Below are 21,082 nucleotides of genomic sequence, written 5' to 3' on the forward strand. Positions count from 1 at the left end.
TTGCCGGGTACCCGGACAAGTCAGTCATGGTCAGTTACGGTTCTTGCTGGCCTCGACACCGGCGGTGTTGTCCAGAAGGCTCTTGGTGGCGGTCTGCAGGAAGCTTTCCAGCTTGCGCTTGAGCTCCTGAGTGTCAGGTGCATCAGGCACTTCTTCGGCAGACGGCTTGGCACCCAGTGTGTAGGTCAACAGCTTGGCCGGCATTTCTGTCGGCTCGATCAGAATGCGGTTGCCGCTGATGATCGCGACCACCTGCTCACTGCCCGACGGCTTGATCACACCGAAGCCCTTGTCACCCTCAGGCAGGTTCAGCAGATCGCGGCCCCAGCACTGGTTGCGGTTCAGGCCACCCAGACGCCCCATGATGGTTGGCACGACGTCAACCTGTGTGCCGACAATGCTGCTGCGCTGGCCGAATTTCTCTTGTACCCCAGGCCCGATGAGCAGCAATGGCACGTTGAAACGCCCCAGGTCCATTTCAGTCAACTGCTTGTCATTGCCGAAACCGTGGTCGCCCAGCACCACGAACAGGGTGTTCTTGTAGTAAGGCTCTTTTTTGGCCTTCTCGAAGAACTGACCCAGCGCCCAGTCGGCATAACGCATGGCGGTCAAATGCTCATCCAGCGAGCCGTGCCCGGTCACGCGCTCGACGGGCAGCGGGTCCGGCAACGCATACGGCGTGTGGTTGGACAGGGTCTGCAGCAGCGCATAGAACGGCTTGCCATCCTGACGGGCTTTGAGCTCCTGGGCGCCACGGTCGAACATGTCCTGGTCGGAAACGCCCCAGGTCGGATCGGAGAACACCGGATTGACGAAGTCCTCGCGACCAACAAAGTTGGTCATGCCCTGGTTGCTGAAGAAGCCCGACTGGTTGTCCCAGGCGAAGTTGCCGTTATAGACATAGACGTCATCGTAGTTGCGACCCGCGCTCAGCAATTGCGGAAGGCCCGACAGCTTATGGCTGCCCTCTGGCGTCTGCATCAGGTACTCAAAGCCCGGCAGGTTCGGGAAGCACGCCATGGTGGCGAACATGCCCTGATGGGTGTGGGTACCGTTGGAGAAGAAGTGGTCGAACAACAGCCCCTCTTTCGAAAGCTTGTCGAAATACGGCGTGATGTTGGCATCGTTGCCCAGCGCCCCTACCGAGTGACCGGCGAAGCTTTCCATCAGGATCACGACCACGTTGCGGATCGGCAAGGTGTTCTCTGCCGGTGGCGTGAAGTCACGACGCACAGCGGCAATATCGGGTTCCACCAGCTTGTCATGCGAGGTCAGCAGCATGTCGCGCACCGTCTGCTGCGCCTCGGCCTGTGGCAGCGTGGCTTTCCAGATGTTGTCGCGATCTTCGGACATACGGCTCTTGGCCGCCGTAATCAGGGTCAGTGTGCCGTTCAGGCCCAGCTGGTTGGCGAAGTTGGAGTCGGTGGTGTAAGCGTCACCCCAACGCAGCGGTGGGCCCTGGCGCAGGGTGCCACGGATGCACACCACCATAACCAGCAATACCAGCACGAAAACGCCAACACGCATGTACCACGGCGCAACTGTACTGACCGTCTGGGTGCCCTTCGTCGTTACGAGGCGTGGCCGCGTCAGGCGGTCGATGCCCTTGAACACCAGGCTCAACAGCCAGGTCACGATTGCCCAGGCGAGCAGGTAGCGAACCACCGGAAAGCCATACCAGAGCATGCTCAGGACAGTCTTGGGGTCTTCCTTGACATATTGAAACACCAGACCGTTCAGGCGCTGGTGAAACTCACGGTAGAAGTCCATTTCCATCAAGCCGAAGAACAGCGTGATGCTGCCGACCAAGGTCAGCCAGAACCGGAAAAACCCGCGTGCAGCCATGGCCCGGGCGCTGAACAGCGACAGCACCAGCGGAATGAGCAGATACATGGTCAGGCGCAGGTCGAAGCGCGTGCCGTTAAACAGTGCTTCAAGGAATGTCGAGGCTGGCGTGTCGCCAATCATCTCGCGGTTGTAGACCAGCAGACCGATACGCAACAGCGTGTACATCACCATCAAAGCGAAACCGCTGAGCAGGATGTAAGCCAGATGCGATTTGACAGTCGGGTTCAGCAGGCGGGCTTGCCGATGAATCTGGGCGTCCGTTTTAGCCATGGTTGTCAGGATCCGGTGGATTCAGGGGTAGGTTCAGGGTGCAGCACCGCCCTTCACCAAGGGCGGGCGGCGTACGACAGGGCGCAGATATTACTTGATTGCGGGTCACCAGGGGCCGGGGCGGCCCATGAATACGCGTGCCTGTTCAGCTTCGCGCGCAATTCTGGGAAAGAAAGTGTGAAATTTCTGTCGCCAGTTGCGCGCTTCAACGCCTCTCAGGCGGCGTTAGGGCTGACCCGGCCGCTAACGTCAGATCTATTGATCAGTCGTTGCTGGCCTTGCTCACAGCCTGCAGTACGTACTGCGGCAAGGCGAATGCGCCAATGTGAACTTCCGGGTTGTAATAGCGCGTAACAATACCGCTGCCCATGAAGCGCTGACGCAGGGTTTCCAGTGGCAGTTTGCGGTAGCTCTTGTCAGTGGCGCCCCAGGCAAAAGTCATTGCACCGCCGATGTAGGTCGGGATGGCGGCCTGATAGAAATGCCAATCGGCAAACAGGCCATTCATGCGTCCTGCAGTGGTCTGCACACCGCTCAGTTGCATGAAGGGCGTACCGTTCTGGGTAACCAGAATGCCGCCCTCGTTCAGGCAGCGATGACAGGCCTGATAAAAGTTCTCCGAAAACAGCACTTCGCCCGGACCGATAGGATCAGTGGAGTCGGAGATGATCACGTCGAACTTCTCTTCGGTCGTCGCGACAAAGCGCATGCCGTCGTCGATGACCAGGTTCAAGCGCGAATCGTCAAAAGCGCCACTGGAGTGATTGGGCAGGAACTCCTTGCACATCTCGACCACCGTGGCGTCGATCTCGACCATGGTGATGTGCTCGACGGTCAGGTGCTTGGCGACTTCGCGCAGCATGCCGCCATCGCCGCCGCCAATGATCAGTACACGTTTGGCAGCGCCGTGGGCCAGAATCGGCACGTGAGTGAGCATTTCGTGATAGATGAACTCATCCGCCTCGGTGGTCTGGATCACGCCGTCCAGCGCCATGACGCGGCCCATGCGCGGGTTCTGGAAGATCACCAGATGCTGGTGTTCGGTACGCACTTCGTGCAGCATTTTTTCCATACGAAAGCGCTGGCCGTAGCCTTCGTACAACGTTTCCTGATAATCGCTCATGGGTAAGCTCCCGCTGGGTACTGATGACAGGACGGCCGACCGCCCACAACAAAGGCGCGCATTCTACGTCGAGGAACATGACAGGTCGAACCTCTGTGCAGCGTCTTGCTTGCAAATGCCCTGGCCCATGAACGAAAAACGCCTGATTACCCAGGGTAATCAAGCGTTCGCTGCCAACCTTCCGGCGTGTCAGATTCGCACGTTGCCGCGCGGTCCGAGGATTGCCCAGATGATCAGGCCCACAACAGGCAACAGCACGATCAACAATACCCAGAGAATTTTCTTGCCGGTCTCGGCGCCGCTTTTCAAGACATTGATGATGGCCCAGATATCGAGCGCCAGAATGATCAAGCCGACCAGGCCGTTGAAACTAGAACCCATGGTGTTGCCCCTAATTGAATGCTTACCTTCCTAGGATAGTTGCGCCGTTCGGGGGTTCCGTTGAACCAACCTTATATTCTCAGGCTCCCAACGGGGGTCGACTTCGCATTTCATTCATTATCGCTTTCACCCTCACACAGGTAGCCGTCTTCATGCCAACGCCCGCACAACCCCGAACGCCTTGGGCGACATGGTTTAACCATCTTCAGGGCAGCCCGCTGGTGAGCCTGGGTTTCGCCCTTGCTCTGCTGATCGTCGTCGGCCTCGGCGGCATCAGTCTTTACAACGCCTTCTATGGCACTAGCCAGGTCAACTTCAATCATGCACTGCTGGGCGGTACGGCCGGCTTCCTGGCGACGGCGCTGGGTGCAGTCATGGCGGTCGCCCTGCGCAACGTTTCGCAACGCGCTCAAGACATCATGCTCGGTTTTGCTGCCGGCATGATGCTGGCTGCCAGCTCGTTCTCGCTGATACTGCCAGGGCTGGAGGCCGCCCGGGGCATAACCGACAGCGGCCCTTGGGCCGCTGCGACGGTGGTGACCGGTCTGGGCCTGGGTGTGCTGTTGATGCTTGGGCTGGACAAGTTCACCCCGCACGAGCATGAAAGCGTGGGCCGTCAGGGTCCTCATTCAGAGCGAATCAGCCGGGTCTGGCTGTTTGTCCTGGCGATTACCCTGCATAACCTGCCGGAGGGCATGGCGATAGGTGTGAGCTTCGCCAGCGGCGACATGAACGTCGGCCTGCCGTTGACTACTGCCATTGCTATTCAGGACATCCCTGAGGGCCTGGCCATTGCGCTGGCCCTGCGTGCTACCGGGCTGTCGGCATTCAAGGCAATGCTGGTGGCCATCGGTTCAGGACTCATGGAGCCGCTGGGCGCGCTGGTGGGCCTGGGTATTTCCAGCGGGTTTGCCATCGCCTACCCGCTCAGCATGGGGCTGGCGGCAGGTGCGATGATCTTCGTGGTGTCCCATGAAGTCATCCCGGAAACCCACCGCAACGGCCATCAGACCTCGGCGACGCTCGGCCTGATGGGCGGCTTCGCGGTAATGATGTTTCTCGACACGGCGCTGGGTTAACCGCGCAATGCCTGCAAAGCGGGTGCGGCATGGATGCCGGCCAACGCCGCCAGTTCAAGCACCCGCGCCTCGTCACGGCCGTACACCAGCACCGCCTGCAGTTCGTCATCCAGCGGCTGGCTGAAGTTCATCAGCACATAGCCGCCCATGTCCTTGTTCATGCTGCTCAATTGAATCTGAATCCGGTTGAGCGCTACCAGTGGTTCGACCTTGGCCAATTGTTTCGGCTTGATGTTGAACGTCACGTCCTTGCCGAATGACTGCACGATCTGCTCGAACAGGTCCATATAACTGTCGGCCTGAAACAGCACGGTTTCCGGCAGACTGCCCACCACCACCCATTCGCCCAGCGGAATCGGAAAGGTGTCGTCGTAGTTGATATCAGGGTTGGCGGCCAGAAAAGTCTGAGGGTCGGCATACGCCTGCGCGGCTTCATCGGCAATACGCACGATTTCGTCGTCGCCCATGCAGCCGGAGCTGACTTTGCTGATTAATTCGACCAGTGAGTCTTTCATGGGAGCGATCCTGATAACGGGCAAAAAAAGAGGCGCGAAGGATAACGGTAAATCCATCGCGCCTCTATGTGTTCATGCCCTGAAGGCACTCAGCATCAGGACCGGGCCGGCTGCACACCCAGTTTGATCAGTTGATCAATGGTGACAGTCGCACCCATTGCCTGAGCGGCACCCAGTGCCGTGATGCCCTTGGCATCAGTGGCATGCGGGTCCGCGCCCTGACTGATCAGGTAATCGACTATCTCGTTGCGATTGAACATGGCCGCCATCATCAACGCAGTACGACCATCGGCAGAGGAGCCGTCAACGTCTGCACCGGCCTCGACCAGCAGCCTCACCACCGCCAGATCGCCCTTGAACGCGGCACCGGCGATAGGGCTCTGACCATTGTCGTTGCGAATTTCCGGATCGGCCTTGTGATCAAGCAGCACCCGGACCGCATCCGCATGACAGTGATAACTGGCCAGCATCAGCAGCGTGTCGCCCTTGTGGTTGCGCAAGTCTGCAGGCAGGCCCTTTTCAAGCAGACGCTCCAACATGACTGCATTTCCCTGGCGAGCCACATCGAATACCTGCTCGGCGAACTCGGCGGCTTCGTCTTCAGTCATGGTTTGCGAAGCGCTGATATTTGTATCGGTCATTAACTACTCCTTGGCGCACGGTACTCCGGGCATGCGTTGACCCGGCGTCGATACACACACTGACCTCAAGTCTCGCCAGCTGTTCGATCAGCATGGATATGGATGCGCAATACCTGCTCCTGATCACCGCAAGCCATGCAATCCCCCTTCTGCCCGATACCCATCGTGCAGGAAACGGCAAAATGCAGGGCGCACGAAGGGTGTTCATGCAAAATGCACGAAGCCTTAAAATAGACAATATTTCAAGTTGTTGATTTTAAAGGATTTATTTTAAGTCAAAGACTGGCACAGACACTGCAATAGTACTTCCAAGCTTATTATCCCATGAGCAATGGAGCCGCCTGACATGACTTTTATTCAAGAAAAATTCGCTTCCGTATTCTCCGACTACACCGTTACCACCCAGCCACGTCCTGATGGTGGTGTTCTGTTGTCACTGCGTACTCACGATGGCAAGCAGATCCGTCGCTCCGTGTCTTATGCTCAGTTGCACACTCCGGTCCAGCTGGAATGGGTAATCAGTGCTATCCGCCGCGACCTCGCTGCACAAGCCAGCGAGTTGCCAGCTATTTCGATGCTGCAAAGTCAGCACCGCTTCGACCTGCCGACTTACCACACCCGTTGATTTTCCCGCCGCCTTGACAGGCGGCACCCGCTGTACGCTCTCATCCCTTGTTTGCCGCGATTACACCTTGTTCTCGCGGCTTTTTTTTGCCCGCGTTTTCAGGTGTCGATTACCTGATCAAACCCCGGCAAAGCGCTTCGCCTACCGCCTGCGCCCTATTGGCGACACCGAGCTTGGAATAGATGGTCTTGAGGTGATACTTCACCGTCGACTCCGACACGTCGCGGATCATTGAGATCTCCCAGGCAGTTTTTCCATCCCTGGCCCACTGCAGTACCTCCAGTTCCCGATGGGTCAAACCGCGAGAGCAGAACTTCAAACCCCGCGCAACGCTGTGCAGCACCGGCATGAGACTGCTCATGAGGTATTTTTGTTCAGCGGAGATCGCTCGCCCCACTTCACCCAGCGTACAAACCGACGTCACGCTGTCGGCACCACGGCAATGGTTCATGTAGCCGTAGGAAATGGCCGGAAGCAGTTCGCACGTATCGACGATTTCTTCGTAACACGCTGACACCGGATACTGTCTGAATGCATCCTGCCAGTTCACAAATCCGAACTGATTGCGATAACAGCGGATGACCGGATCCTGGGTGATGAACTCGCGCTGGCGGTAAGCCTTGCCCCAGGCATCATCGACATTGCAGGTAATGAACGTCAGCAGCACCGGCCCTTTGAACTGATAGAACATCGCCCGCTCACTGTTGCATTCGCGCCTTAGCCATTCGAGGGCATTCTCGATAGCGGTCTGGCCATCGAGTTCGCTGATCGTGCTCACCATCTGCTGTATCAATAAGTCCCTGCTTGCGCTTTCTGTAATGGCACTGCACATCGCTGCCGCTCCTTATGCGCCCGTGAATCGGTACAGGTGTTGTCCGTGACTCAGGGGACGATGGGCGCAGAACTTACACGAATAATCGCGTTGAAGAATGACGAGCAGAACAAACAGACTCAACGCACTTTCAGGTAGGCAACGTCCCACTCAAAAACAGGACGCTCCAGACAGAAAATAGCGTGCAAGCCTTGCGGCGGGCAGATTTTCATACCGCGGCATCAGGACAATGCCGCGCACGACAGGCTGATGTCGTTTAGAACGAAGCAGGGTCAATGAGCGCGAAACTGCTCACATATCTGTGACCCGCAAGCACCCCGCCGTCACGCGCCAGACCGCAGGTGACCATGCCAGCGGCCTGCGCTGCGTCGAGCTCTTCGACGATATCCGAGAGGAACAGAATGTGCTCGGCAGGACACTCGATTGCCTGCGCAATCGTCCGGTAGGACTGCGCTTCGCGCTTGGGGCCGGACGTCGTATCGAAGTAACCACTGAACAGACCGGACAGATCGCCCGCCTCGGAACAGCCGAAAATCAATTGCTGAGCCTGAATTGAGCCCGAGGAATAAACGTAAAGCCTGTAGCCCTGTTGATGCCAGTGTTTCAAGGCATCGACAGCATCCGGGTAAACATGGCCCTTGAGCTGTCCGGCGTTATAGCCCTGCTCCCAGACCATGCCCTGCAACGCCTTGAGCGGCGTGGCCTTGCGGTCTTCGGCAATCCATTCCAGCAGTATTGCAATAACCCGCTCGACATCGGCATCAGGCTCGCCGGCCTCGCTGCGTACCGCTTGCAGCTGCGACGCCACTGCCGGTTGTCCGGCGTTTTGCCGAGCAAACCCGGGCAGGTGCTTTTTGGCAAACGGAAACAGCACGTCGAAAACAAAACTCACTGCGCTGGTGGTGCCTTCAATATCCGTGAGGATAGCTTTGATGGGCATCAGAATCGGGCTCCTGTCAGTCTTCCAGCCGTGGAAAACGGCCAGCAATGTCTTCACCGGTAAAATTCGCCACCCAGCCTTCCGGATTGTTGAACAGGCGGATGGCAACGAAATGCGGGTTTTCGCCCATATCGAACCAGTGCCGGGCGCCGGCCGGTACGGAAATCAGGTCGTTCTTTTCGCACAGCACGGCGTATACGTAGTCGTCGATGTGCAATGTGAACAAGCCCCGCCCGGCTACGAAAAAGCGCACTTCGTCCTCGCCATGCCGATGCTCTTCAAGAAATTTGGCGCGCAATTCGGCTTTCTGCGGGTGGTCACTGTTGAGGCTGATGACGTCCACGGTGACATAACCATGCTCGGTCATCAGCTTGTCGATCTGGGTACGATAGGCGCTGATCACTTCTTCCTGGCTGGCACCGGGGGTAATCGGCGCTGCCGCTTCCCAGCGGTCGAACGCCACGCCGTGCTCGGCCAGCGTCGAAGCAATATCTTCCAGATGGGTCAGCACCTTGTTGGGCGTGTCAGGGCTTGAAACGTGATAAACGGACAGGCTGCTCATGGCATGAATCCTCGGTTTGGGGCACCACCTTCCGGCTTTTACAGGCAGGTCAGGCTTACAGGCTGGTTTTAATACGACGTTTTCAACGGTTCAATACCGCGCGCATTTTAAGTTCGCATTCAAACAGAAACTCGAACGCTTCGATCTGGCGCAAGGCGTCGCTCATTTTTGCCCCCCAGGTGTAGAGACCGTGACCGCGGATCAGGTAACCAGCGCACTCGGGATGGGCGTCCAGCCAAGGCTGCACCTTTGCGGCGAGACGGGCAATATCCTGATCGTTGTCGAAAATCGGTACCACGACCTGCGACTGATGAGTGACCACGCCGTGAAAGGCCTTTTGCAGCTCGTAATCCTCGAACACCAGATGATCGGCGGCAGTCAGCCTCGACAGCACCGTCGCATTCACCGAGTGGGTGTGCAGCACCGCGCCGACCTGTGGCCTGCTGCTGTACAACTGGGTGTGCAGCAAGGTTTCAGCAGACGGCTTTTTCCCGGGCTCCAGGCTGTTGCCTGCCATATCGGTAGCCAGCACATCGTCAGGACCCAACTGGCCCTTGTGCCTGCCCGATACGGTCAGCAGCGCCTCGGTGGCTGAAAGACGCGCGGAGTAATTGCTGCTGGTGGCAGGCGACCAGCCGCGGCCATACAGGAAGCGCCCGGCCTCGATTATTTCCACGCTAAGTTGTTCGCGGCTCATACACCTTCCTCTTTCTTGGGTGTGATAATCATGATGGCTGCGGCAAAGGCTACAAGGCTGGCAATGGCAAACGTCCAGGCTGGCCCCAGCGCGTTCCAGCTGTAACCGGAATACAGAGCGCCCAACGCGCCACCCACGCCGGACAACGCGGCATACAGTGCCTGCCCCTGTCCTTGCTGACGCGGGCCAAAGCTACTTTGCACGAAATGAATGGCAGCGGCGTGAAAGCTGCCGAACGTGGCGGCGTGCATCACCTGGGCAATCAGCAGCGCGGTCAGGTGATCGGCAAACAGTCCCAGCAGCAGCCAGCGCAATGCGGCCAGCAGAAAACTGGCGAACAGTACCTGGCGCACGGAGAAACGCTGCAGAATCCGGCTCATGACCATGAACATCAGCACTTCAGCCACCACACCGACCGCCCATAGCAGGCCGATCAGGCCACGGCTGTAACCGAGCGCTTCGAGGTGCAAGGTCAAAAAGGTGTAATACGGCCCATGGCTGAGCACCATCAGCGCGACACTGAGGTAGAACGCCAAGACACCAGGACGCGCCAGTTGCCTGAGAAAGCCGCCCGACACGGTTTCACGGCTCGACGGTGAGGGATGCGCATTCGGCACCCACCAGCTGCTGACAACGATACCGGCCATGATCGCCAGCGCGATGTAAGGAAACAGATCCAGACTGAACCATTCGAACACCCGTCCCAGCACCACGACCGCCAGAATGAAACCGATCGAGCCCCACAGCCGGATCTGGCTGTAACGCGAGGTCTGGCCTTGCAGGTGCGCGAGGGTGATGACTTCGAACTGCGGCAGGATGGCATGCCAGAAGAACGCATAGAACGCCATGACCATCGCCAGCCAGGCATAGCTTTTTTCGAACAGAATCAGCGAAAACGCCAACAATGTGCAGATGGCACCAGACCGCACAATGGTCAGACGCCAACCAGTGTGATCACCCAGCCACCCCCAGAGATTGGGCGCAACGCAGCGCATCAGCATAGGGATGGCGATCAGTTCGCCTATGCGTGAGCTGGAAAAACCCAAGTGATGAAGATAAAGGGCCATGAACGGCGCAGACAGGCCGAGCAAAGCGAAATAGCACACGTAGAACCCGGACAGCCGCCAGTAAGGAAGCTGTCCGCCGGATGTTTGCGTCACGCTAGCAGTCCGCGACCGTGACAGCGCGCATTACAACTGTCCCAGCACAGGCGTGTTGACGCTGACATCGGCGTTCTGACCGCGATGACGCAGCAGATGATCAAGCAACACGATGGCCATCATCGCCTCGGCAATTGGCGTGGCGCGAATGCCGACACACGGGTCGTGCCGGCCTTTGGTGATGACGTCAGCCGCGTTGCCATCGGTATCGATCGAACGCCCCGGCGTGGTGATGCTGGAGGTTGGTTTGAGCGCCAGATGCGCAATGATCGGCTGGCCGGAGGAAATGCCGCCAAGAATGCCGCCCGCCTGATTGGACAGGAAACCCTGTGGGGTCATCTCGTCGCGGTGCTCGGTGCCGCGCTGTGCAACGCAGTCGAAACCGGCACCGATCTCCACGCCCTTGACCGCATTGATGCTCATCAGCGCGTGTGCCAGCTCGGCGTCCAGACGATCAAAGATCGGCTCGCCGAGGCCGGGCATTACGCCTTCGGCCACTACCGTTATTTTCGCCCCGACCGAGTCCTGATCACGTCGCAGCTGGTCCATGTAGGCTTCCAGTTCCAGCACCTTGTCAGGGTCGGGGCAGAAAAACGCGTTGTCTTCGACCGAATCCCAGGTCTTGAACGGGATCTGGATCGGGCCCAGCTGGCTCATGTAGCCGCGAATGACGATGCCCTGGGTTGCCAGGTATTTCTTGGCAATCGCCCCCGCTGCCACGCGCATGGCGGTTTCCCGTGCCGAACTGCGGCCGCCGCCGCGGTAATCGCGAATACCGTACTTGTGGTGGTAGGTGTAATCGGCATGGGCCGGACGGAACAGGTCCTTGATGGCCGAATAGTCCTTGGACTTCTGGTCTGTGTTGCGGATCAGCAGGCCTATGGAGGCACCGGTGGTTTTGCCCTCGAAGACGCCAGACAGGATCTCGACCTCATCGGCCTCCTGACGCTGCGTGGTATGACGGCTGGTGCCTGGCTTGCGCCGGTCCAGATCACGCTGCAGGTCTTGCAGGTCCAGCTCCAGCCCCGGCGGGCAGCCGTCGACGATAGCGACCAGCGCCGGGCCGTGGCTTTCGCCGGCAGTGGTGACAGTGAACAGCTTGCCGAAAGTGTTGCCGGACATGCGGGCGCTCCGAAAAATCAGCCAAAAAACCAGATCGTTAAACCAAGCGCGCCAGTATACGCAGGCTCGCGGTTCAGTTCATCCTCGAACCTTCTGTCACGCCGCGCGTCCAAGCGAGACTCTCCCCATGATGGCCTTGCGATGTTATCCGGTAATTCCCTGCTTCGAGTACCAAACGCGCTGCGTCTGCTGGCCCTGCCGATAACATTGACCCTGAGCCTAATCGCCGGAACAGCCAGTGCTGCGGCGCCCAGCGTGGTGCAGCGGCCGATCACGGTGGATACCGAAAACGGCAAACTGTACGGCACTCTGCTGATGCCCCGTTCGGACAAACCGGTCCCGGTGGTGCTGATCATCGCCGGTTCCGGCCCCACCGACCGCGACGGCAACAACCCTGAGGGTGGACGCAACGACAGCATGAAACGCCTGGCGGTGGTTCTGGCTAAAAACAATATCGCCAGCGTGCGCTACGACAAACGCGGCGTCGCAGCCAGCAAGGCAGTCACGCCGGATGAACGCAACCTGAGCGTCGAGCGCTACGTGGCCGATGTTCAACTCTGGGCCAGAGCGCTCAAAGCCAACCCGCGCCTTGGCCAGCTGATTCTTCTGGGCCACAGCGAGGGTGCGCTGGTGGCGACGCTGGCGGCTGAAAAAGTGGGTGCAGCGGCGCTGATTTCCGTGGCGGGCACCGGACGGCCTGTCGATCAGGTGCTGCGCGAACAATTTCAGGAGCGCTTGCCACCGGATCTGCTGCAACGCAGCAATCAGTTGCTCGATGAACTGAAGGCGGGCAAGACCGACGACAACGTGCCCGCCGAGCTGGAAGTGGTATTTCGCCCCAGTGTCCAGCCGTATCTGATCTCGCTGTTTCGCCAGGACCCCGCCGCAGCCTTCGCTGCAGTGCACATTCCGGCGCTCATCGTTCAGGGGCGCAACGACATTCAGGTGGGCGTGGGCGATGCCCTGCTGCTGCAAAAAGCCAGACCGGATGCCGAACTGGCCCTGATCGACGGAATGAATCATGTGCTGCGTATCGTGCCAGACGACTTACAGCAGCAGTTGTTGTCCTACCGCAACCCGACCCAGCCGCTGGCCAGTGAAGTGACCAAGCGGATCCTGGCCTTCATCAAGGCCCTGCCCCAACCAGGAAAAAAATCTGACGTCAGATAATTGCAAACCCTTCAGTCTTCGGATATCTGGCCGATAGCGGTTTGCTGGCTTCTTGTTCCGTTGCAAGTATCCCGGTGCAAGGCCCAGGAAAGGACACCATTATGACTGACGCGAATATCATGACTGAAACCACTGCAGCACCCGAAAGCGTAGAAGCCGAGGTTCAGGCACCGCCGCAGCCGTGGGAAGACGTTCTGCCCGAGAACTTTCAGATGTTGCGTCTGGCACCACAGCCTACCGACCGCGCCACCGGCGGACGGCCCTTGCGTTTTGTGCAGTTTGGTCGTGCCGAGCGGCACAGCAAGGAATTGAGCCTGCTGCGCATCAATGTGCAGCTGCCAGGCCAACGGGTCCGCAAGGAGCAGAACAATCTGGATGTCTGGGCCGATCACGAAAAGCGCACTGTGCGCTTCGGTCCCGAATCAGGCTTGCAGATCGAGCCGTGGAACCGCGGCATCGGTCGTTTCATGATCGCCCATGCCGTGCATTGGGCGCAGAAAAGATGGTCATCCTACAAGATTGAAGGCGTAGCGCTGGCGAGCAAGGACGGCCTGAACGAAGACACACGCCTGCGTCGTGACCACTTTCTGCGCACCTTGGGTTTTGAAGTAGCGTACGCCGATGCCCAGCACATGAAAGGCACCATCAAGGACGTACACGTCGGCAACCTGCACAGCACCTGGAACAACGACAAGGTGCAGATCATCGAAATTCTCGAAGCCTCGCAAATGCTGGAAAAGGCCGAGAAGAACCTGATCGAACAGGAAGTGACCATTCGCCAGCACGAGGACCGTGTCGGCAAGTACAAGCGCGAGGACGCCGGTCTGCGCTTCACGATTGCCTGCCTGGTGACCTTCGCGGTGTTTCAGGCGGGACTGTTGATCTGGATCGCGACCCACCGATAAAAAAAGGAGCTGATCTCAGCTCCCCCTTCTCTCAGTCTTCCCTATCAAACCTTCGACTGGAACAACGCCTGATGGTTGCGGCACTGTTCTGCTGTGAGCATGAACACCCCGTGACCACCGCGCTGGAAATCCAGCCAGGCGAAATCGACTTCCGGGTACAGCGCCTGCACGTGTACCTGGCTGTTGCCTACTTCGACGATCAGCAAGCCTTTCTCGTTCAGGTGATCGGCTGCCTGCGCAAGCATACGGCGTACCAGGTTCAGACCATCGCTGCCACAGGCCAGCGCCAGCTCAGGCTCATGCTGATACTCGTCGGGCATGTCGGCAAAGTCTTCGGCGTCCACATAGGGCGGGTTGGACACGATCAGGTCGAAGCGCTGCCCCGGCAAACCGTCGAACCCGTCGCCCTGCACGGTGTAGACGTGATCCTCCATACCGTGACGCTCGATGTTCTGGTTAGCCACCTCCAGTGCGTCGTAGGACAAGTCGGCCAGGGCCACCTCGGCTTCGGGAAACACCTCGGCACAGGCGATACCGATGCAACCGGAGCCGGTGCACAGGTCCAGAATCCGGGCTGGTTCGTTGGCCAGCCAGGGCGCGAAACGCTCTTCGATCAGCTCGGCAATAGGTGAACGCGGGATCAATACACGGTCATCGACAATGAACGACATACCGCAAAACCAGGCTTCGCCCAGCAGATACGGCGTTGGCACACGGTCATCGATTCGGCGTTTGATCAGGCGTTGCAGTTCGGATATTTCATCGACTTCCAGGCGGCAATCCAGGTAGCTGTCGGCGATTTCCCAAGGCAGATGCAATGCGCCCAGCACCAACTGCCGCGCTTCATCCCAGGCATTGTCGGTGCCATGACCGAAAAATACGTCTTCCTCGTGAAAGCGGCTGACGGCCCACCGTATATGGTCGCGCACGGTACGCAAACGGGAAGTGATCATGGACAAACTCCTTGGAAAGGCGACGAGCTGCTGTAAGACGAGCCACGGTGAAAAGTCTGGTTCCGAACAATGCACATTCTTCGTACCCGATAGGCATGGAAGTTTCCATGATTCGCGTACTGCCATCAAGGCAAACCGCCAGCCACCCCCACCGCCAACTGCCCTGCAGGCCATAAAAACCGTGGCTTGCGATGGTTGCCATTCCCAGAACGCCTCAGCCAGAGGACAATGTCACAAAAGCCCCACACCAAGGAGCCCGTGAATGTCCGATTTAAAGACCATGTTCCAACTCAGCGGCCGGGTGCATGCGCCCGCCAATTTGAGCAATGCGACGCTGATCATCATCGATGCCCAGAAAGAATACCTCAGCGGCCCGCTGGCCCTGACAGGCGTCGACGAAGCCCTGGCCAACATCTGCCAATTGGTCGAGAAGGCCCGTGCGGTCAAGTGCCCGATTGTTCATATTCGCCATCTGGGCACTGTGGGCGGCCTGTTCGACCCACAGGGCGAGCGCGGTCAACTGGTGCCGGAGCTGTTGCCGAAGGACGACGAACATCTGGTCGAAAAACGCCTGCCCAACGCTTTCAACGGCACCGGGCTGCATGATCTTCTGCAAAAGCTGGGTCATCTGGACCTGATCGTCTGCGGCTTCATGAGCCACTCGAGCATCAGCACCACGGTTCGCGCTACCAAGGACTATGGTTATCGCTGCACACTGGTCGACGATGCCTGCGCAACCCGCGACTTGCCGAGCCCGCACGGCGTCGTCAGCGCGCAGGTGGTGCATAGAACCGAGATGGCGATCATGGCCGACAACTTCGCCACACTGGCGCTGACCAAAGACCTGATCTGATCTGATCTGCGCCGGAACGAGTGGTTGTGTGGGCGTATTCACATAACCGCCTATCCCTTGCCGGCTCGTATCATCCCGGAGGCGGGAACCACCCCTTCTTCTCCGGGTCACAGCGCCGATACTCCATTGAGCCGATACCTATTGAGGAAAAGGCATGAAAACGTCAGATGGTTTCGATGCACGTCGCCTGCGCCCCAGGGGTCAGGGCAACTGGGGCAAACGCATCGGTACGCTGATCGCGCTGCTTCTTTTAGCGTCAGGCGTGTTGCTGACCGTTGCCGGAGTTTCCAGCCTGACCGTTCACCCGCAGATGCTCGGGGAGCTGAATGCCAGCCCTGGAGGCGCCGCATTTGTCGCCGTCGGCGGGTTGCTGGTGCTTTATCTGGGTGTCTGGCTATGGCGCCGCTGCCGCCGTCAACGCAGTGCTAGCGGCTTGAGTATCTCGGCTCACCTGATGAAAAAACACAACTGACCCTGGCGCTTGAACGGTTAGAATGGCTTCCTTCGCGGAGGCCCCATGCAAGACGACGATTTTTCCCTGTTCAGAAGCGAAACGCGCGGCGTAAAGCCGCTCAAGCATGAACACGCCGATGTCGGCAAACCCAAGACCGATCGAAAAATGCTGGCCCGCCTGCGTCAGTCGGCGACTGTGCGCACCGATTCGGTGACCGTCGACGGCTTGTCGGATCAATTCGTGATCGATGTCGGTCCGGAAGATATCCTGAGCTGGTCGCGCGACGGCGTGCAGGAAGGCCAGATGCGCAAGCTCAAACTCGGGCAGATCAGCTTCGAAGGCAGCCTGGACTTACACGGCATGAGCGTGGAAGTGGCGCGTGAGACGCTGTGGGAGTTTCTGGCTGAAGCGACTCGACTGGAAATACGCTGCGTACGTGTCACCCACGGCAAGGCGGTACGCCTCGACGGCAAGCGCCCCATGATCAAGAGCCACGTCAACACCTGGCTGCGTCAGCATTCGCAGGTACTGGGCTTTTGTTCATGCCTGGCCAAACATGGCGGTGCGGGTGCGGTGTACGTGATACTCAGACGCACCATGATGGAAGGACGCGACGAGTAATCCTCCTCGCGCCCCTCTTGCCGGACAGCAATCTGCTGCCCGGCGTATTACTCAGCGCGGGCCAGGACCGCCGGGGCCACCAGGTCCACCCCCTTCATGATGGCCACCGCCGCCGCCATGTCCGCCCGGACCAGGCCAAAACGGCCAGCAGCCGGAAACCGACGACAGTACGATTGCGAACAACGCTATTTTTGCTACTCGACTCAACATCCGGATTCACTCTCTCGACAGGCAATTGATTAATAACCTGCACAGTCAGACAGCGCCGCACCGGGGAAGTGGGTAGCGATCTGGTCGCCAACGTGTAAGCGCTACGATACAAAACGCATAACGCCCGGTTGATTTGCAGCGCTGCCGTGCACCCGCACTCTTGCGTAAGTTACTATGTGCGCCGTCGGCGACGGGCCTGCCCTCGCACCCATCGAAACCCACACGGAAACACACCCCTGTGACACTGGAACAGAATTACACCGCCATACTCGGGCAATTGGGCGAGGACGTCTCGCGCGAAGGTCTGCTGGACACCCCCAAACGCGCCGCCAAGGCCATGCAGTACCTGTGTCGCGGTTACGCGCAAACGCTGGAAGAAGTCACCAACGGCGCGCTGTTCAGCTCCGATGCCAGTGAAATGGTCATGGTCAAGGACATCGAGCTGTACTCGCTCTGTGAGCATCATCTGCTGCCGTTCATTGGCAAGGCACATGTCGCCTACATTCCCAACGGCAAGGTGCTGGGCCTGTCGAAGGTGGCGCGGATCGTTGATATGTACGCCCGCCGTCTGCAGATCCAGGAAAACCTCAGCCGTCAGATCGCCGAGGCCATCCAGCAGGTTACCGGTGCACTGGGTGTGGCGGTGGTGATCGAAGCCAAGCACATGTGCATGATGATGCGCGGTGTCGAGAAGCAGAACTCGGCCATGATCACGTCAGTGATGCTCGGCGAATTCCGTGAAAATGCTGCCACTCGCAGTGAGTTTCTCAGCCTGATCAAGTGACCCGTTCAGCCAGCGTTCACGTGCCCTGGCGCACGCTGAACGTCCGGCCGATTTTCGCCACTGTCCGCAAGAGGTATGACCGTGTTCATGAAAGCGTTAAGAGTCGGCCTTGGCCAGCTCGTCATCGGTATCGACTTCCTGACCCGCCCGAGCAGGAAAAAGCGCGATCCGCAGGCCCAGGCGGCTGTCGCTGAGGCGGCTCAAGACCTGACGCTGTACCAGTTCCACGCCTGCCCGTTCTGCGTGAAAACCCGTCGCACCCTGCACCGTCTCAATGTTCCTGTCGCTTTGCGCGATGCGAAGAACAACGAGCTTGACCGTCAGACGCTGCTTAACGAGGGCGGCAAAATCAAAGTGCCTTGCCTGCGAATCGAAGAAGGCGACAAAACCGTTTGGATGTACGAATCCAAGGTCATTATCGACTACCTGAATCAGCGGTTCGGCGCGATCTGAACACCTCGTGCCCGACGTGCCTCAACGCGGGCAACCTTCCTCGCGGCAGGCGACATAGGCTTGCAATTGCTTGAGGCGCACGCGGGTCTGGTCAGCCAGGCATTGCGATTGCAGCAACGGCCATATGGAGCCTGAATCCTCGGGCTTGCCAGCCTGATACAGGCAATCGGCGTCACGCAGGGCTATCCACTTCAGTTGTGCATCCTTGAACGCCTGCTTTTTAGCCGGCGTCTTCAGCCACGTCATCTGCGCCTTGTACTGCTTGTTGAGATCAGCATCGAGCGCCGACAGCTCATTGGCAGCACACTGATTCATGCTGGCCTGATTGGCATCGCAATCCTGAGCCTGTGCCGAGCAGCCGATACCCAGCGCGATGAAAGCGGCCAGAAGTGCTATTGAAACACGCATAAATTTCCTTTTATTCAGCCAATGGGTGCATCAATCCAGCATACCGACATAACCCGGTTGCGCCTTGACCCGATCCAGCCAGCGCCGAATTCCGGTGTAAGGTGCCAGATCGAAACCGCCCTGATGAGCGACATGGGTATAGGCGTACAGGGCGATATCGGCGATGGAGAAATTCTCACCGACCAGAAACGGTGTGCGATCAAGCTGCTGCTCCATGACCGCCAGCGCTCGATAACCGGATTTCTGCATGGCCCGATACTCGGTCATGCGTTCAGCCGGCAAGCCCAGATAGAACTGGATGAAGCGGGCAACCGCCACCGACGGCTCATGGCTGTACTGCTCGAAAAACTGCCATTGCAGAACCTGGGTGCGCAGCCGCGGTTCGCTCGGAAGATACCTGGAACCATCAGCCAGAAAATTGAGAATCGCATTGGACTCCCATAGGCAAGTGCCGTCTTCCAGTTCCAACACGGGGATCTTGCCGTTTGGGTTCTTCTCCAGAAAAGCCGGGGTCTGGGTTTCGCCATTAAGAATATCGACCGGCACCCACTCGTACTCACTGCCCAACAGGTTAAGCATCAACTTGACCTTGTAGCAGTTGCCCGAGTTGTAATCGCCATAAACCTTGTACATCGCCTGCTCCCTCGATATGCCTGTATTGCCGGCTCTGATCAAGCGGCTTTCAGATTCTGTGCCGCACGGACCACGGACGCCAGTCGTTTTATGCCTTCATTCAGACGCGCCGGGTCGATATGACTGAAATTGAGGCGCAGATGGCCGTGATTGGCGTCCGGGTCAGCAAAAAAAGGTTCGCCCGGCATGAACGCGACGTCCTGCGCCAACGCGGCATCCAGCAAGGTACGGGTGTCCAGCGGCTGTTTCAGGGTCAGCCAGAAGAACAATCCACCTTGCGGGCTGTTCCACTCGGCCAAGTCTGAAAAATGCGTCTGCAAGGCATCCTCGAATGCATCCCGGCGACCACGGTAGAACTCGCACAGCGTCAGCAGATGTTCACGATAGTGCTCAGTGCCAATCCACTGCAAGGCCTGCCATTGGCCAAGGCGATTGGTATGTAGATCGGCGGACTGCTTCAGGCGCAACAGGTGCGGAAACAGATCGGGACTGGCGATCAGATAACCTACACGCAGGCCGGGCAATAGCGTTTTGGAGACCGTGCCGGTGTAGATCCAGCTTGCTGTCTTCAGGCCGCTGACAATCGGCCTGGCACTGCCGCCGTCAAAACTCAACTCGCGGTACGGCTCATCCTCGATCAACGTGACGCCGAACTCGTCAAGCAAAGCCGCAACCGCATCGCGGCTGGCCTGGCTGTAGCGCACTGCCGAGGGGTTCTGGAACGTCGGGATCAGGTAGGCGAATGCGGGCCTGTGCTGCTCCAGGCGCTGGCGCATGGTAATCAGGTCCGGGCCTTCGGCCTGCAGGGGCACGGTGATGCAGTCGGCACCAAACAGCTGAAATATCTGCAGCGCCGCCAGGTAGGTGGGTGCTTCAAGCAGAATCTCGGTGCCTTTGTCGATGTAGAGCTTGGCCGCAAGGTCCAGCGTCTGTTGAGAACCACTGACCACCATGACCTGACTGGCATCGCAAGCAATACCCAGGGCGCGGGCGTCGGCAGCCAGCGCTTCGCGCAGCGCAGGTTCGCCCTCGCTCATGCCGTACTGGCCCAGAGAAACAGGCATGTCAGCCCACTCGACTTTGGGCAGCATCGACTCGGCAGGCAGGCCACCGGCGAACGACATCACTTGCGGGCGCTGAGCGGCGGCGAGGATCTCGCGAATCAGAGAACTTTTCAGACGGGAAACGCGTTCGGAAAAAGCCATGGCACTTACCTGTAGCCGAGACGAAGGAAAATAAGTCAAACTTGTTGACTCAAATTACGACGCCCACCCCGGATACGTCAACATGCTTGACTTAAAAAAACCTGCCAATCAACAAATGGCCATGGAAGCCTTCTTCTTCGGCTATCAGGCTTTCACCGCCAAGGCTGATGAAATGCTGGCCAAGCGCGGCTTCAGTCGCGTGCATCAGCGCATTGTATTTTTCATCGCTCGCTATCCCGAACTGAGCGTCAAGGAACTGCTCACGGTATTGGGCGTGAGCAAGCAGGCGCTCAATGCCCCGTTGCGCCAACTGATCGGCATGGACCTGGTACACAGCACCGCCCCGGAAACCGACAAACGCAAACGACTACTCGGGCTCACCGATGAAGGCGCCCGTTTCGAGCAGGCGTTGCGGCGTGAACAGGTCAAGCTGCTGCAACGCGTGTTCGCCGAAGCGGGTCAGGAAGCGGTGGATGGCTGGATGACAGTCAACCTGGCGCTGGGCCAGACACTGCAATCCGGTGCGTGTCCAATCGGGACTGACGTCGAATAAATACCACTGTCGCAACTGTGCTGGCATTTACTCATATCGCTGTATCGTAAAGCCGAGCGGTCATGCGTTTAGGCTTGGCGTCCTT

The 21,082-nt window shown here is 58.6% G+C and carries 25 protein-coding genes; 10 read left to right on the forward strand and 15 right to left on the reverse strand.

From position 1 onward, the window contains the following. Positions 1-30 precede the first annotated feature (30 nt). The 3 genes from RYA97_RS04585 to RYA97_RS04595 form a co-directional block, all read right to left on the reverse strand. A complete protein-coding gene (locus RYA97_RS04585; protein ID WP_005782986.1) occupies positions 31-2,118 on the reverse strand; it encodes an LTA synthase family protein in 2,088 nt (695 codons plus the stop codon). Positions 2,119-2,380: 262 nt separating this feature from the next. Beyond that, a complete protein-coding gene (speE, locus tag RYA97_RS04590) occupies positions 2,381-3,241 on the reverse strand; it encodes a polyamine aminopropyltransferase (RefSeq protein ID WP_005731500.1) in 861 nt (286 codons plus the stop codon). Positions 3,242-3,430: 189 nt separating this feature from the next. Further along, entirely contained in the window at positions 3,431-3,622 is a 192-nt protein-coding gene (locus RYA97_RS04595; protein WP_002552853.1) for a PLDc N-terminal domain-containing protein, read from the reverse strand. A gap of 152 nt (positions 3,623-3,774) precedes the next feature. Between RYA97_RS04595 and RYA97_RS04600 the strand changes: the two genes are divergently transcribed. Next, complete coding sequence (locus RYA97_RS04600; protein WP_004665830.1) at positions 3,775-4,701, forward strand: ZIP family metal transporter; 927 nt, start codon at positions 3,775-3,777, stop codon at positions 4,699-4,701. Here the strand turns inward: RYA97_RS04600 and RYA97_RS04605 are convergent. Next, on the reverse strand, positions 4,698-5,216 hold the full coding sequence (locus RYA97_RS04605; RefSeq protein WP_316891965.1) for a hypothetical protein: 519 nt from the start codon (positions 5,214-5,216) through the stop codon (positions 4,698-4,700). The two genes, RYA97_RS04600 and RYA97_RS04605, sit on opposite strands and share 4 nt — an antisense overlap. 95 nt (positions 5,217-5,311) lie before the next feature. Next, positions 5,312-5,857: an ankyrin repeat domain-containing protein gene (locus RYA97_RS04610; RefSeq protein WP_316891966.1), complete on the reverse strand. Its 546-nt coding sequence runs from the start codon at positions 5,855-5,857 to the stop codon at positions 5,312-5,314. A gap of 346 nt (positions 5,858-6,203) precedes the next feature. On the opposite strand from RYA97_RS04610, the gene RYA97_RS04615 reads away from it, so the two are divergent. Then, positions 6,204-6,482: a DUF3509 domain-containing protein gene (locus RYA97_RS04615; protein ID WP_002552849.1), complete on the forward strand. Its 279-nt coding sequence runs from the start codon at positions 6,204-6,206 to the stop codon at positions 6,480-6,482. 109 nt (positions 6,483-6,591) lie between these two features. Here RYA97_RS04615 and RYA97_RS04620 read toward each other — a convergent pair whose 3' ends face one another. The 6 genes from RYA97_RS04620 to aroC form a co-directional block, all read right to left on the reverse strand. After that, positions 6,592-7,314 (reverse strand): helix-turn-helix transcriptional regulator, encoded by a 723-nt coding sequence (locus RYA97_RS04620; protein ID WP_316891967.1) that lies wholly within the window; start codon positions 7,312-7,314, stop codon positions 6,592-6,594. A 256-nt stretch (positions 7,315-7,570) separates the two neighbouring features. Next, a complete protein-coding gene (gene mtnC, locus RYA97_RS04625) occupies positions 7,571-8,254 on the reverse strand; it encodes an acireductone synthase (RefSeq protein ID WP_316891968.1) in 684 nt (227 codons plus the stop codon). A 16-nt stretch (positions 8,255-8,270) separates the two neighbouring features. Continuing rightward, on the reverse strand, positions 8,271-8,816 hold the full coding sequence (locus RYA97_RS04630; protein WP_316891969.1) for an acireductone dioxygenase: 546 nt from the start codon (positions 8,814-8,816) through the stop codon (positions 8,271-8,273). An 82-nt stretch (positions 8,817-8,898) separates the two neighbouring features. Beyond that, positions 8,899-9,513, reverse strand: coding sequence for a methylthioribulose 1-phosphate dehydratase (locus RYA97_RS04635; protein WP_005731490.1), 615 nt, complete (start codon positions 9,511-9,513; stop codon positions 8,899-8,901). Further along, the gene (locus RYA97_RS04640) at positions 9,510-10,673 is read right to left on the reverse strand and encodes an MFS transporter (protein ID WP_010197160.1); all 1,164 of its coding nucleotides are present in this window, start codon (positions 10,671-10,673) and stop codon (positions 9,510-9,512) included. The genes RYA97_RS04635 and RYA97_RS04640 overlap by 4 nt, the downstream gene beginning before the upstream one ends. Positions 10,674-10,703: 30 nt before the next feature. Next, positions 10,704-11,795, reverse strand: a complete 1,092-nt coding sequence (gene aroC / locus RYA97_RS04645) for a chorismate synthase (RefSeq protein WP_316891970.1) — start codon at positions 11,793-11,795, stop codon at positions 10,704-10,706. Positions 11,796-11,936: 141 nt separating this feature from the next. On the opposite strand from aroC, the gene RYA97_RS04650 reads away from it, so the two are divergent. Together RYA97_RS04650 and RYA97_RS04655 are read left to right on the forward strand one after the other, a co-directional pair. Further along, positions 11,937-12,965: an alpha/beta hydrolase gene (locus tag RYA97_RS04650; RefSeq protein WP_002552842.1), complete on the forward strand. Its 1,029-nt coding sequence runs from the start codon at positions 11,937-11,939 to the stop codon at positions 12,963-12,965. Between the two features lie 101 nt (positions 12,966-13,066). Further along, a complete protein-coding gene (locus RYA97_RS04655; RefSeq protein ID WP_004665837.1) occupies positions 13,067-13,870 on the forward strand; it encodes a hypothetical protein in 804 nt (267 codons plus the stop codon). Between the two features lie 44 nt (positions 13,871-13,914). On the opposite strand, the gene prmB is transcribed toward RYA97_RS04655, so the two are convergent. Then, complete coding sequence (gene prmB, locus RYA97_RS04660; protein ID WP_005744348.1) at positions 13,915-14,823, reverse strand: 50S ribosomal protein L3 N(5)-glutamine methyltransferase; 909 nt, start codon at positions 14,821-14,823, stop codon at positions 13,915-13,917. 262 nt (positions 14,824-15,085) lie between these two features. Here prmB and RYA97_RS04665 point away from each other — a divergent pair, with 262 nt between their 5' ends. The 5 genes from RYA97_RS04665 to RYA97_RS04685 all read left to right on the forward strand — a co-directional run bounded on the left by RYA97_RS04665 (position 15,086) and on the right by RYA97_RS04685 (position 18,198). After that, a complete protein-coding gene (locus tag RYA97_RS04665; protein WP_002552839.1) occupies positions 15,086-15,676 on the forward strand; it encodes a cysteine hydrolase family protein in 591 nt (196 codons plus the stop codon). A 154-nt stretch (positions 15,677-15,830) separates the two neighbouring features. After that, the gene (locus RYA97_RS04670) at positions 15,831-16,148 is read left to right on the forward strand and encodes a hypothetical protein (protein WP_002552838.1); all 318 of its coding nucleotides are present in this window, start codon (positions 15,831-15,833) and stop codon (positions 16,146-16,148) included. Positions 16,149-16,193: 45 nt separating this feature from the next. Then, positions 16,194-16,751 (forward strand): Smr/MutS family protein, encoded by a 558-nt coding sequence (locus RYA97_RS04675; protein WP_005755898.1) that lies wholly within the window; start codon positions 16,194-16,196, stop codon positions 16,749-16,751. Positions 16,752-17,199: 448 nt separating this feature from the next. Next, positions 17,200-17,745: a GTP cyclohydrolase I FolE gene (gene folE / locus RYA97_RS04680; RefSeq protein WP_002552836.1), complete on the forward strand. Its 546-nt coding sequence runs from the start codon at positions 17,200-17,202 to the stop codon at positions 17,743-17,745. Between the two features lie 75 nt (positions 17,746-17,820). Beyond that, complete coding sequence (locus tag RYA97_RS04685) at positions 17,821-18,198, forward strand: glutathione S-transferase N-terminal domain-containing protein (RefSeq protein WP_004658436.1); 378 nt, start codon at positions 17,821-17,823, stop codon at positions 18,196-18,198. A 21-nt stretch (positions 18,199-18,219) separates the two neighbouring features. On the opposite strand, the gene RYA97_RS04690 is transcribed toward RYA97_RS04685, so the two are convergent. From RYA97_RS04690 to RYA97_RS04700, 3 genes are read right to left on the reverse strand one after another with little or no spacing between them, the layout of a single operon-like run. Then, positions 18,220-18,606 carry a lysozyme inhibitor LprI family protein gene (locus tag RYA97_RS04690; RefSeq protein WP_005782962.1) on the reverse strand — a complete coding sequence of 129 codons (387 nt, stop codon included), beginning with the start codon at positions 18,604-18,606 and terminating at the stop codon, positions 18,220-18,222. A 30-nt stretch (positions 18,607-18,636) separates the two neighbouring features. After that, positions 18,637-19,239 (reverse strand): glutathione S-transferase family protein, encoded by a 603-nt coding sequence (locus tag RYA97_RS04695; protein WP_002552833.1) that lies wholly within the window; start codon positions 19,237-19,239, stop codon positions 18,637-18,639. A 38-nt stretch (positions 19,240-19,277) separates the two neighbouring features. Then, positions 19,278-20,444, reverse strand: a complete 1,167-nt coding sequence (locus RYA97_RS04700) for a PLP-dependent aminotransferase family protein (protein WP_005782957.1) — start codon at positions 20,442-20,444, stop codon at positions 19,278-19,280. An 82-nt stretch (positions 20,445-20,526) separates the two neighbouring features. Between RYA97_RS04700 and RYA97_RS04705 the strand changes: the two genes are divergently transcribed. After that, positions 20,527-20,997: a MarR family transcriptional regulator gene (locus RYA97_RS04705; protein WP_004658431.1), complete on the forward strand. Its 471-nt coding sequence runs from the start codon at positions 20,527-20,529 to the stop codon at positions 20,995-20,997. Positions 20,998-21,082 lie beyond the last annotated feature (85 nt).

Source organism: Pseudomonas syringae group sp. 26L6, assembly GCF_032587815.1.
GTDB lineage: Bacteria > Pseudomonadota > Gammaproteobacteria > Pseudomonadales > Pseudomonadaceae > Aquipseudomonas > Aquipseudomonas amygdali.

What these genes read in the sequence shown, in the direction of transcription:
- RYA97_RS04585 (WP_005782986.1), bottom strand. Translation starts at nt 2,118, where the DNA reads ATGGCTAAAACGGACGCCCAGATTCATCGGCAAGCCCGCCTGCTGAAC.
- speE (WP_005731500.1), bottom strand. Translation starts at nt 3,241, where the DNA reads ATGAGCGATTATCAGGAAACGTTGTACGAAGGCTACGGCCAGCGCTTT.
- RYA97_RS04595 (WP_002552853.1), bottom strand. Translation starts at nt 3,622, where the DNA reads ATGGGTTCTAGTTTCAACGGCCTGGTCGGCTTGATCATTCTGGCGCTC.
- RYA97_RS04600 (WP_004665830.1), top strand. Translation starts at nt 3,775, where the DNA reads ATGCCAACGCCCGCACAACCCCGAACGCCTTGGGCGACATGGTTTAAC.
- RYA97_RS04605 (WP_316891965.1), bottom strand. Translation starts at nt 5,216, where the DNA reads ATGAAAGACTCACTGGTCGAATTAATCAGCAAAGTCAGCTCCGGCTGC.
- RYA97_RS04610 (WP_316891966.1), bottom strand. Translation starts at nt 5,857, where the DNA reads ATGACCGATACAAATATCAGCGCTTCGCAAACCATGACTGAAGACGAA.
- RYA97_RS04615 (WP_002552849.1), top strand. Translation starts at nt 6,204, where the DNA reads ATGACTTTTATTCAAGAAAAATTCGCTTCCGTATTCTCCGACTACACC.
- RYA97_RS04620 (WP_316891967.1), bottom strand. Translation starts at nt 7,314, where the DNA reads ATGTGCAGTGCCATTACAGAAAGCGCAAGCAGGGACTTATTGATACAG.
- mtnC (WP_316891968.1), bottom strand. Translation starts at nt 8,254, where the DNA reads ATGCCCATCAAAGCTATCCTCACGGATATTGAAGGCACCACCAGCGCA.
- RYA97_RS04630 (WP_316891969.1), bottom strand. Translation starts at nt 8,816, where the DNA reads ATGAGCAGCCTGTCCGTTTATCACGTTTCAAGCCCTGACACGCCCAAC.
- RYA97_RS04635 (WP_005731490.1), bottom strand. Translation starts at nt 9,513, where the DNA reads ATGAGCCGCGAACAACTTAGCGTGGAAATAATCGAGGCCGGGCGCTTC.
- aroC (WP_316891970.1), bottom strand. Translation starts at nt 11,795, where the DNA reads ATGTCCGGCAACACTTTCGGCAAGCTGTTCACTGTCACCACTGCCGGC.
- RYA97_RS04650 (WP_002552842.1), top strand. Translation starts at nt 11,937, where the DNA reads ATGTTATCCGGTAATTCCCTGCTTCGAGTACCAAACGCGCTGCGTCTG.
- RYA97_RS04655 (WP_004665837.1), top strand. Translation starts at nt 13,067, where the DNA reads ATGACTGACGCGAATATCATGACTGAAACCACTGCAGCACCCGAAAGC.
- prmB (WP_005744348.1), bottom strand. Translation starts at nt 14,823, where the DNA reads ATGATCACTTCCCGTTTGCGTACCGTGCGCGACCATATACGGTGGGCC.
- RYA97_RS04665 (WP_002552839.1), top strand. Translation starts at nt 15,086, where the DNA reads ATGTCCGATTTAAAGACCATGTTCCAACTCAGCGGCCGGGTGCATGCG.
- RYA97_RS04670 (WP_002552838.1), top strand. Translation starts at nt 15,831, where the DNA reads ATGAAAACGTCAGATGGTTTCGATGCACGTCGCCTGCGCCCCAGGGGT.
- RYA97_RS04675 (WP_005755898.1), top strand. Translation starts at nt 16,194, where the DNA reads ATGCAAGACGACGATTTTTCCCTGTTCAGAAGCGAAACGCGCGGCGTA.
- RYA97_RS04685 (WP_004658436.1), top strand. Translation starts at nt 17,821, where the DNA reads ATGACCGTGTTCATGAAAGCGTTAAGAGTCGGCCTTGGCCAGCTCGTC.
- RYA97_RS04690 (WP_005782962.1), bottom strand. Translation starts at nt 18,606, where the DNA reads ATGCGTGTTTCAATAGCACTTCTGGCCGCTTTCATCGCGCTGGGTATC.
- RYA97_RS04695 (WP_002552833.1), bottom strand. Translation starts at nt 19,239, where the DNA reads ATGTACAAGGTTTATGGCGATTACAACTCGGGCAACTGCTACAAGGTC.
- RYA97_RS04700 (WP_005782957.1), bottom strand. Translation starts at nt 20,444, where the DNA reads ATGGCTTTTTCCGAACGCGTTTCCCGTCTGAAAAGTTCTCTGATTCGC.
- RYA97_RS04705 (WP_004658431.1), top strand. Translation starts at nt 20,527, where the DNA reads ATGCTTGACTTAAAAAAACCTGCCAATCAACAAATGGCCATGGAAGCC.